Here is a 10,715-nt window from a genome sequence, read left to right as displayed (position 1 = left end):
GCGCATCCTCGCGGAGCGTTTATCTCAGTCGGAGATTGTAACCCCGACTGAGATAAAGTTGGTCCATGCATGCTGCTCTTTCTGCGGCAGGCCATATTGCTGTCTGCCAAGTGCAATGCTCTTGACGAGGAATGCCGTATTGCGTGCGAGCACACGCATGGTCTGAAGCCCTTCCTCATCCTTTAATGCTTCTCCCTTGGCACTGCCATGGACACTGTTCCAGTACTGGCTGGATGCGATTGGCATATTGGCGATTGTAAAATATTTATTTAATTCATCAAATGTAGCGGACGCACCGCCTCTGCGGCAAACCACCACACTCGCGCCCACCTTCATACTCTTGTCAAAAGAAGTGCTGTAAAACAGACGGTCAAGACATGCGATTAAAGTTGCATTCGCCGATGCATAGTAAACCGGAGAAGCAACAATCAGTCCATCCGCTTCCTCAAACTTCGGCGCCAGCTCATTGACTGCATCATCAAAGACACATTTGCCCTTTTCTTCGCAAGTGCCGCAGGCAATGCATCCTCGAATGTTCTGGTTTCCAATCTGAACCACTTCCGGCTCGATGCCTTCCTCGCGCAAGGTCTTTGCAATTTCATCGACTGCGATCGATGTGTTGCCTCCGATGCGAGGGCTTCCGTTTATGATTAATACTTTCATATGATTTCCTCCCTTAGCCTTAATTAAATCCTATTATATAGCGGAAACCAAGCCCCTCGTCAAGTATTATCGTCTATTTCTATGCATCAAGAATCTCTCCGTCGCGCGAGATGGTCAGGACCTGCCACGGAATAAATTTTCCGCTGTTTTTAAGCGCATTCTCCGCTGCACGCTGCAAGCCTCCGCAGCAAGGCACCTCCATGCGCACCACCGTCACACTCTTGATATCATTGCACGCAATAATCTCCGTCAGCTTTTCCGTATAATCCACATCATCGAGCTTCGGACAACCAATCAGCGTAATTTTGCCCTTCATGAAATCCTCATGCATATTCGCATACGCATAGGCACTGCAGTCTGCAGCAATCAACAGCTTTGCACCTTGATAAAACGGAGCCTGTGTCGGCAAAAGCTTGATTTGGCAAGGCCATTGCATCAGGCGGGAAACTGCTCTATTGGCATTTGATGTATTGTCTGCTTTTTTGTTTTCTTCCTCTGTCTCTGCTGATTTCAATGTCATTGAACGTGAACCCGGACAACCAAATCCCGGCATGGCATGATTTGCAGCCGGAGATAAATTTACACTTTTCTTCTGCTGTGCTGCGTGAACGGCTGCCTCAGAATACGCAGGTGCTTCGCGCTCCTCGATGGTAATCGCTCCGGTCGGGCAGCCCGGCAGACAGTCGCCGAATCCGTCGCAGAAATGTTCGCGCATCAGCTTTGCTTTTCCATCCACAATCTCAATTGCGCCCTCGTGACATGCGCTTGCGCAGATACCGCATCCATTACATTTTTCTTCATCAATATGGACAATTTTTCGAATCATTTGTTTTCTCCTTTGCTATCTAAACTTGCATCACTTGAATGATGATACATATTATAGTATGCTAAATGTGATTCGTATGTGGTTATTACCACATTTTTAAAAAAGGAGATTCTTATGACCGGCGATTTTGAAATCATCCAAAAATCCATTCTGTTTCGCGATATGAACGAGCGCGAGATCCACGATGCATTGGGACAGATGTCCGCAACCGTAAAAAACTTTCAAAAAAATGAGCCCATCCTGTTGGCGGGCTCGTATACGAATCATATGTATTTGATTTTGTCCGGGAGTGTCACGATTGAAAGCAATGACCTGTGGGGCAATCGCTCCATCTTAAGTCACCTCGGCGCAGGAGCATACTTCGCCGAAACTTATGCGCTTTTGGAACACGAACCGTTGCAGGTGGACGCACGCGCAAATGAAGACAGTCGCATCATGCTTTTTTCCGTCAACGGCCTGCGCGATTCGAAAGTCCTCGCCAACATCCTGCAGATTTCGCTGCAAAAAAATCTGCATTTGTCCGAACGAAGCTTCCACACTTCTCCGAAAACAATCCGCGGACGCGTGATGTCCTACTTAAACTCGGTCTCTCTTCGCAGTGGACAAAAAGAGTTCGACATCCCGTTTGACCGCCAACAGCTGGCCGACTATCTGAATGTGGAACGCACTGCGCTCTCCAAGGAGCTGGGGAAGATGCAGCGGGAGGGGCTGATTACGGTGAGGATGAATCATTTTCGGTTGGGGTAGATGCTATCCCAAAAATTCAGCCATCTACTTTCTCACAGCGTCTATCTCTGCATTGATTTCATCAAGTGACATATTTGCAATCCCATTCTCACTCGCTATCTTGCTGGCTTCTTTCATCGCCTCCAAGCCTGTATTCTCTGAATACTGTGCCCTTTCCATGTATACAATTTTCACCATCATATAAACCACATACTCTGGAGGTTTTCTTATTTCTTGCTCCCAATGAGCAAGTGTTCCTACCGGAATATGAAATTTTTTTGCAAATTCAGCTTGCGATAATCCAGTGATTTTTCTCAATTCTTTAATTAACATCAGAATCACCGCCTTTTTAAAGATGTGGATTTACATTTAGCATATCTGCCTCAGAAGAAAAACATATCTCTTTCCATCCGGATCCACATCATCTATCAAGTAGTTTTGAATTGCATCGGTATGAATATGGTAATTAATTTTGCTTAACGCCCCTCTATATCATTGATACAGAGGAGTAAAGTCATTATATATGCCGTCAAAAGATACCCTTTTTCATTTTGAATACATGTTTATTTCCTTCAATAATTATCCTTTCGTCGACTCCCAAAGCGCATAATCAAGTTCTAGAGGGTAAATCCCCATATCATTCGTTATCGCTCTTACCATCTCCTGATAATTTTCATAAATCTTATGACTGCACGGACTATCTTCATCAGCGAATTTAATCTTGCTCCAACATATTTTTGATTTATCTTTCCCCTTTTTTCCATCACCATATGGAATAGTCAGCAAGTTCTCATTACCTTTGTTCTTTTCTACAAAAGCCTGCTTATACTCCTTAAAAACCTTGTCTATCATTACTCTATCCATTGGACAATGACAGTTTTTAAAGCATTCTCTTAATTTCTCATCTGAATAACAACCTAGATAAAGATACTTTGCAGTCATATTTATCAACTTTTGGATATTTCCAAACGTAAATTCTACATCATTTATCGCGTCACTTACTTTTTTCGCTGTGTCATAAAAGCAAAGATTAGGCGGATTAAAAAGTGAATCAATATATTTTTTCACTTTCTCCTCGGCGCCGGCATTGTTTTCGATATCGGACTTTTTCCCTCGGTATGCACTCTGACCAGTCGCATCATTCAAAGCTTCATGATATGCAAATTTAAACATTTTTTCTTTTAGCTCATCTGTGGTCATTTTCGTTCCTCCTACTCTCTCCTACTCTTCCCACACCTTCACCATCGCATACATATCCAGTTCACAATATTTCAGCAGATTATGCCTTGCCTTCTCCTGCTCCGCCAATTCCGTTAACCGCGCGCGCCCGAATTATTTATTGTAGTCCATATTGATCATATAAATAATACAAAATAATGAGGAAGAACCTCTTTTACATCTACCTTGCCATTCCTATTTGCGATTAATTTATACGCAACACTAGGAGAATAATCATTGATAAAATTATTTAAAGATACCGAAGCAGTATTACCCGCTTTCACTTCTATAGGTATCACTTCACCATCCTTTTCAATCAAAAATTCCAACTCATGATTATCATCCGGCTTATAGTAATACAAGTTATAGCCACGCTTCACCAAAGATTCGGCAATTATATTCTCATATATTCCGCCTTTCGCATTTCCCTTTAATGTATTGTTTAGCAGTGCTCGCTTGGTTTCAAATCCATACATACAAGTCAGAAGACCGGTATCATTAATATACAATTTAAACTGCTCATTCTTCGCATTAGCCTCTAATGGAATATAGGGCTCATAAACATTATAACAAGCATTTACTAAACACGAGTCTTTTAACCATTTCACACTGCCTCCATATTTGCGACTCGTCTGTCCCTTTTCAACTGTTGAGTATTGGAATTTTTTTAACTCTTTCGCGAGCTGTCTCGGAATTGCATCGTAGCACATTCTAACAAGCTGCTTTTCTCTGCCTTTTGCATGTTTTGAAATGTCATCCTGATACAATGCAATAATATTCTGCTGTATTTCCATTACTCTATTGAAATCTTTATGCTCTGCAAAATCCATGACCGCTTCAGGCATCCCGCCAACCACCATATACTCTCTAAATAAATTCTCAAATTTATTATGGATACTCTCCGGAATCTGGTTGTCGGTTCCCATATATTCTTTTAGACCATTTATAGTTTCAGAGTCATATCCGTATGCCCACAAAAACTCTTCAAAATCTAATGAATACATGGTTATCTGATTCTCATATCCTACCGGTAGAGATGATGGTTCTTCAACCTCATCATCATCATCCTGACCATAAGAAAGACCTAATAAAGAACCTGAAGCAATAACATCAAAACGCATATCCTCAGCTAAAAATTTCAAAGCAGTTCGTGCGTTTCCACAGCATTGAATTTCATCTAAAAAGATAAGTGTATTACCCGGTATAAGCTTAACCCCGGGAATATTTGCTGTTATTCTTTTATATATTTCTTCAGACGACAATTCACCATCAAAGATTTGCTTTAACTGCTTTTGTTTAAAGAAGTCTATGCAAATAAAGGAGTCATACTCATTATTGCCAAATTCATTAACAATAAATGATTTTCCAACCTGTCGTGCGCCCTTTATCAATAAACATTTCTGCTTTTTCTCTTCATGCCTTTGCTTTTTCCAATTAACTAATTCCGAATAGACTTTTCTTTTTAACATAACATTCACCACACCTTATCTTTCTACCTAGATAATAGGCTTGTTTTGCGGCAAAGTCAATCCGGATTGCATAAAATCGGATAGTGTTCCGCCTGATAATTGCATAAAATCGGAACATTTATTTTTAGTATTTTGCATAAAATCGGAGTATACTCCACACATTTATAAAAATGGCAGCATATACACAGGGATATAATTTACCCCGTTCTCCCACTTATAATCCTTCGTATGAATCACATATTTGTCTTTTATACGTCGACTGAACTTATCGCAAAATACATCCAGCGATTTATGCGTTCTGTAATTTCCGGACTTCACTTCTATCGGACAAATTTTATCTCCGACTGAGGTAAGAAAATCAATCTCATATAGATGATTTGAAGTTTCATTTCCCATCGTATAGTAAAACAAATTATTTCCTTTTGCCTTCAGCATTTGTGCAACTACATTTTCGTAAACATAACCCAAATTTGCTTCCAGCTTATCAGAAAGTAGTTTATTATATATAACATTTTCCGTGTAATTCTTATCCTTAAACGCAAGCGTGACAAAAAGTCCCACATCTGATGTAAACAACTTATATCGCCCTGGATCTTTTTCTAATGACAGTCCAGCACCAGGATTATTTGCATGATATGCGATGTTTACCGTATAAGAACTCAGCATATCCGGGATTAAGTCAACAACCTATTCTGACCTTGTACCCTCTCTTGCGCTAGACAAAACATATCTCGACGCATTTCCACTTAAGTTTGCCGGTATCGCATCATAGATATCTCCGGCCAGTCCGGAACTGTCAATTTTTGTAAAATCTTCTTCATAGAGATCCACAATTTCTCTTTTCGCAGTATCGACGGCTTGTAAATTGTTTGTTTCCAAATAGGTTTCAATCGCTTGTGGCATTCCGCCAATAAGCATATACAATCTAAAGATTCTCATTAGATTCCTATGCATTGCATTTCCGGCCGGTCTCTTACTTTTCAAAAGAGTTCGTATCGTTTCAGCTGTTACTTCATCTTCGATTGCCCATAAGAATTCTTCAAAATCCATCGGATACATGGAAATCTTATGTTCCTCGCTTGGAATCAGAATGTCTTTGGTATTCTTCTTAATAGAAATTAGCGAGCCCGTTTCAATGTATTTATATCTTCCATCCGCCACCAGATACTTAATTGCCTGGCGAGCCTTCGGAAGCAACTGAACCTCGTCAAAAACAATTACAGATTCGTTTTCATAAAGCCTCACTCCGGTCAGCTGCTGCAACTGCAAAAAGAAAAAATCCAAATCATAGGTATCATCAAATAATTCTATTATCGCTTTACTTGCATGCGCAAAATCGACCATGATATACGATTTAAACTCGGTTTTTGCAAACTCCTCTGCTATCGTTGATTTGCCGACCCGTCTCGCTCCTTTTATAAGAAGTGCATATTTATCGCTGCGTTTTTCTTTCCACTCTAGCAGCTCATTATATATTTTTCTTCGAAACACTGGTTTTTCCATGCAAATTTCCGCCTTTCTGATTCGATTATAGCGCAAATCCCCGTTCGCGTAAACCGAAAACCTGCGCAAATCCCCGTTCGTTAATGGCATAAATCTACGCAAATCCCCGTTCACGAAATTATTATGCACTTTAAAGGTCGATCAGTGTCTCCTGCAAAAGCGTGATACCTTTCTCCTTTGTGTTCCCATTTAGTCCTCCTCCAATATCTGTGTAAATCGTTTTTGATATGCTTCTTCCTCCGCCGCCAGCTGTGCCTGATAGCCTTCCAATTCCGCAGCTGTGATTGAAACTGCATCCAGCCATGTCAACTGCTGCACCGCCTTTTGCGTCTTAATCACAATCTGATAATATTCCGGGCCGATGAGCAACAGCTTCATCGCTTCCTCCTCGCTTAAGAACCCGCTCGTGATGATTCCAAATGTATCATAGATAATATCATTCGCAATCGGACCAATCACGACATCTGCATCGAGCGTGTCCTCTCTGCCTTTTCGATTCGCAAAAATATAATCAAACCACGCTTCGTCGCGCGTGAACCTGTGCACCTTCAAACCTCGCTCGTCCAGCTCATAATGATTGACAATCGGCAGTTTCCCATCGCGCGCCCTCGCCCAGCGGTGCGCAAAATCCACATCTCCGGTCAGATAAAACCCCTGCCCAAAATCCGCGTTTTTCCGTCCGCAATGAATGTCCGGCAATTTAATTGTCTCTACTCCTGCATGATATAGCTGCATTCTATTCTCCCCCTGTTTTTCTCATGGTATCCAATATCTGATTCATCAAATCAACCGCAATTTCATCAAGTTGCGAATCTAACATGGGATGCAATGCAATTCCAATCGTATTACCAAACATTGCTCTTTCATGTTCCGGAATTGCAACTAGTTTCTTTTTCAATTCATCCGTTTGAGTCCACCCATCATCATTAAAATAGAACCAAAATGGTGTCTCTGCAGATTTTGAATCAATCCAAGTACTCCGGTCATATATAAGAGCTACTGCATACTGATTGATTTTCAAGTATTTAATATAGCCGTTACGATTTGGACTTGATTTAAGACCTTTACCTGATGCCTTAAGACTTTTATTTGCAATCAGTGTGTCAAACAACCTATCTATAACCTGGAAATAACGATCTTCACGGCGCGCAATATCCGGTCCCATATCTTCCGACGCAAACGGAATGAATGCTGTGCTGTCCATCATGTCACAGAAACCAGATAACTGTTCGATATCAGATATAGCTTCCATAACTTGTGAAGCAGCTGTCCGCCTTAGCATCTCAATAATTTCTGCCCATGAAATAATCGCCATAACGATTCCGTCAACTTCCGCTCTATAATTACTTTCTGCGCTAAATTCTCTGTTCGCTTCTCTGCAAAGATCTGTTAGCTTATTCCACAATGAGACACGACGACGCTCAGGACATACGAAAACTAACGCTTTGCCATTCTCGTTCACCAATCGATTCAAATAACCATTTGGCTGATTCGATGTCAATCCAGCATAAAATTTCATCTCACAGAGAATGACCTCGTTTCCGTTTTTATCTACACCTGACATATCCGGGCGCTCGCTGTTTTCACCTACAGATTGGCAAGAATATGTTATGTCTTCATCTAAATCAAATTTCAAGGCATCGCTTAATAACCTGTTAAATGCTTGATTGAGTTGGTTAGATGATGAGATGATATATTGCAAAGACATTGTTGCAACATCCTCCTGCGACCCCTTAATTCTTGAATATAAATGCGCCAATAATGATTCTGCCATATCAATACCCCTTTCCGGTAGTTACAATCTAATCGACATACTTGTTCTCTAAGTAATTGGATGCTTCTTTCATGGTTTCTCTTTCTTCTGCAGACTACTCCAGATACTCTGAATAGGGCACGAACTCCTTCTCTGCATAAGACAACTCCGTGATAATAGAATTCTCTTTTTTCAGTAAATCCCTGTATTCTTCAATCTTTTCTGCATACCCCGGCACCTCCGGCATTATAATTCCATTTGCAATTGCAATAATGGTTGTTATTCATCTTGACCTCCTCCGTTCTCACCTCTCCAAGTGACAGAAATTTTATACTGACTCAAATCACAACGATTCAATATCGTAGTAGGATCATCTTTCCCGTCCCGCATAACCCAGTACTGGTGCTCTCCAATCATTATATATTTATTCGGATGATTCCAAAAGTACATTGTAATTCCATTCTCCTGAATGTAATCTACGACATGCATAAACTCCTCATCAGAACCATTTACCTTGCCACGTACAACATATTCATGCGGAGCTTTGTGTGCATATGTTTTTGCAAATATCCATTTCTGTTTTTCAATAAATTCTATTACTTTTTCCATATCAATTGCCTCGCCCTTGGGTAGTCTCAAATGTTCCGGTTCCGGTATGCTTCTGTACATAATTCTACACCGCTTAAAGTCCCATAAACAGGTCTCAACTTTGATTTTCAAAGAGTTTTTTTAATTTTTCCATACTTTCAAGCGATTTTTCCAATAAAAAAAGGCCCACTGCTGTGAGCCTTATCCCAGTGAACTTGAATTATCGATTTCTAATTTTTCTAACATTTCGATTCATCAAATGCCTGCCAAAATTTCTGTATGCAAAAGCTTTGAGCGCTGACATTTCCTGATGATGTTCCTTTAACAACTCATCCGGGCAATCATATACCCCAAAGTCTTGATTGATCCCCTCACTTTGTATGTAAGTATGATTCCTGTCAAAATCAATTACAGGATTTCTAAAATCTGTTACAGCGACTCCATACCCGCAAAAAGCACCGTCGCAAGCAGGATTCTGCTCCTGTAACTTATTTAAATATGCGCGATCTAAAATAAAAGCTTCCAATTCATACCATTTTTCTTCAAAATACACTTCTATCCAACTATGAAAAACGTTCCGAGGTGCACTTCTGTATACCAAACCAGTCATCGCACCTTTCTGCAATTCCTTATCGATAGTAAACCCATGCACGCGGCAAGGAATTCCGCAGGCCCTCAGCAATGCCATAAATAGAGTCCCTTTTGTATTACACTGCCCATAACCATCCGCCAATACTTTAGAAGCCGGAATATTATCATCCACGTTATATCCGAATAAAATCTCATCCCTTACATAATTGTATATCGCTTTTAGTCGCTGATATTCATCTAGATTTTTCCAGCCCCGCATTTCAATTAACTCCTGAATCCTAGGATTGGAATAATCCAGCATCTGTGTTTCTCGTAAGTACAATTCCATTATATCCTCCATAAACTGCCAATTGGGACTGAACCATTCCCACAAAACCGCATTCATTACTATTCTGTCTCCAATAGTTTAAGTATAGCGGGGTCTCCTTCACTTTGCAAGAATAGAATGCCTGTACAATTTTGAAAAAAGGTTTATAGTTGGCGGACACCAAAAAACTGAACTAGGGGTCCGCCAGATTATAAACCTTTTCCGCTATATTTTATTTTACGGGAATAACAGCTCCATCATATTTTTCCTCGATAAAAGCTTGTGTATCTTCATCAAGTAAAGCCTTAACAAGAGCCTGAATTGCAGGCTTATCCTTATCCGCACTTCTTACAGCAATGATATTTGCATATGGGCTATCAGCACCTTCCGAGAAAAGTCTGGTTGAAGTAATCTTTGCTTCAAGTGCCTTATTTGTGTTCGTAATGAAAAAGTCATAATCATCCTTGGTCGGAATAATCTGGGCAGAATCAAGTTCCACAATCTCAATCGGAATCTTATACTCGGTAATATCCTGTACAGAAGCACTCAGGGAATCCTTTGCGGCTTCATCCAATGTAATAAATCCGTTTAATTCAAGGATTCTAAGTGCACGATACTCATTGGTTCCATCATTTGGAATTGCTACGATTGCCTTCTCCGGGATCTCATCTACAGACTTATACTTATCAGAGTATGCCGTAATTGGTTCAACGTGGATCCCTCCAGCACTTACAAGGTCATAACCATTTGCTTCCACTTCAGATAAAAGATATGGCTCATGCTGGAAATAGTTGAAATCAATTTCTCCTGCACCCAGTTTCTCATTGGTTGTAGAATCTGCCGCAGTTGATACAAGTTCAATCTCAATTCCCTGCTCAGCAAGCTTTGGCTTAATATATTCAATAATTTCTGAATGAGGAACAAGGTCTGCAATTCCTTTTAACACAATTTTTTCCCCATCCTCAGAAGATGCAGCGGTTGCTCCCCCTTCTGCTTCGGATGTTTTCGCATCATTTTTGCCACCGCAGGCTGTGAATGATGCAAGAATTGTTGCAGTGGTTAATAAAACAG

General features: G+C 40.6%; 11 protein-coding genes and 1 pseudogene. 1 reads left to right on the top strand and 11 read right to left on the bottom strand.

What is annotated here, in order from left to right; translation table 11 throughout:
* Positions 1 to 24: 24 nt before the first annotated feature.
* Positions 25 to 663 (bottom strand): flavodoxin family protein, encoded by a 639-nt coding sequence (locus CSX02_RS08685; protein ID WP_099386381.1) that lies wholly within the window; start codon positions 661 to 663, stop codon positions 25 to 27.
* 79 nt (positions 664 to 742) lie between these two features.
* Positions 743 to 1,489 (bottom strand): ATP-binding protein, encoded by a 747-nt coding sequence (locus CSX02_RS08680; protein ID WP_099386380.1) that lies wholly within the window; start codon positions 1,487 to 1,489, stop codon positions 743 to 745.
* 114 nt (positions 1,490 to 1,603) lie between these two features.
* Between CSX02_RS08680 and CSX02_RS08675 the strand changes: the two genes are divergently transcribed.
* The gene (locus tag CSX02_RS08675) at positions 1,604 to 2,236 is read left to right on the top strand and encodes a Crp/Fnr family transcriptional regulator (protein ID WP_207653773.1); all 633 of its coding nucleotides are present in this window, start codon (positions 1,604 to 1,606) and stop codon (positions 2,234 to 2,236) included.
* 24 nt (positions 2,237 to 2,260) lie between these two features.
* On the opposite strand, the gene CSX02_RS08670 is transcribed toward CSX02_RS08675, so the two are convergent.
* The 9 genes and pseudogenes from CSX02_RS08670 to CSX02_RS08630 all read right to left on the bottom strand — a co-directional run.
* Entirely contained in the window at positions 2,261 to 2,548 is a 288-nt protein-coding gene (locus tag CSX02_RS08670) for a helix-turn-helix domain-containing protein (RefSeq protein ID WP_099386379.1), read from the bottom strand.
* A gap of 246 nt (positions 2,549 to 2,794) precedes the next feature.
* The gene (locus CSX02_RS08665; RefSeq protein ID WP_099386378.1) at positions 2,795 to 3,415 is read right to left on the bottom strand and encodes a hypothetical protein; all 621 of its coding nucleotides are present in this window, start codon (positions 3,413 to 3,415) and stop codon (positions 2,795 to 2,797) included.
* Between the two features lie 155 nt (positions 3,416 to 3,570).
* Positions 3,571 to 4,902: an ATP-binding protein gene (locus CSX02_RS08660; protein ID WP_099386377.1), complete on the bottom strand. Its 1,332-nt coding sequence runs from the start codon at positions 4,900 to 4,902 to the stop codon at positions 3,571 to 3,573.
* 162 nt (positions 4,903 to 5,064) lie between these two features.
* Positions 5,065 to 6,405 (bottom strand): annotated as a pseudogene (locus tag CSX02_RS14140) (ATP-binding protein).
* 189 nt (positions 6,406 to 6,594) lie between these two features.
* Complete coding sequence (locus CSX02_RS08650; protein WP_099386376.1) at positions 6,595 to 7,140, bottom strand: DUF3990 domain-containing protein; 546 nt, start codon at positions 7,138 to 7,140, stop codon at positions 6,595 to 6,597.
* A gap of 1 nt (position 7,141) precedes the next feature.
* Positions 7,142 to 8,179 carry a hypothetical protein gene (locus CSX02_RS08645; RefSeq protein ID WP_143248166.1) on the bottom strand — a complete coding sequence of 346 codons (1,038 nt, stop codon included), beginning with the start codon at positions 8,177 to 8,179 and terminating at the stop codon, positions 7,142 to 7,144.
* A gap of 258 nt (positions 8,180 to 8,437) precedes the next feature.
* The gene (locus CSX02_RS08640; protein WP_143248165.1) at positions 8,438 to 8,767 is read right to left on the bottom strand and encodes a hypothetical protein; all 330 of its coding nucleotides are present in this window, start codon (positions 8,765 to 8,767) and stop codon (positions 8,438 to 8,440) included.
* A gap of 199 nt (positions 8,768 to 8,966) precedes the next feature.
* Positions 8,967 to 9,668, bottom strand: coding sequence for a transglutaminase-like domain-containing protein (locus tag CSX02_RS08635; RefSeq protein WP_408607285.1), 702 nt, complete (start codon positions 9,666 to 9,668; stop codon positions 8,967 to 8,969).
* A 208-nt stretch (positions 9,669 to 9,876) separates the two neighbouring features.
* A partial coding sequence (locus CSX02_RS08630; protein ID WP_099386373.1) for a MetQ/NlpA family ABC transporter substrate-binding protein occupies positions 9,877 to 10,715 on the bottom strand: 839 nt, incomplete at its 5' end.

It is taken from the genome of Agathobacter ruminis, assembly GCF_002735305.1.
GTDB classification, from domain to species: domain Bacteria; phylum Bacillota; class Clostridia; order Lachnospirales; family Lachnospiraceae; genus Roseburia; species Roseburia ruminis.
The sequence above is the reverse complement of the archived record's forward strand: the minus strand, read 5'-3'. Positions and strand labels throughout refer to the sequence as shown.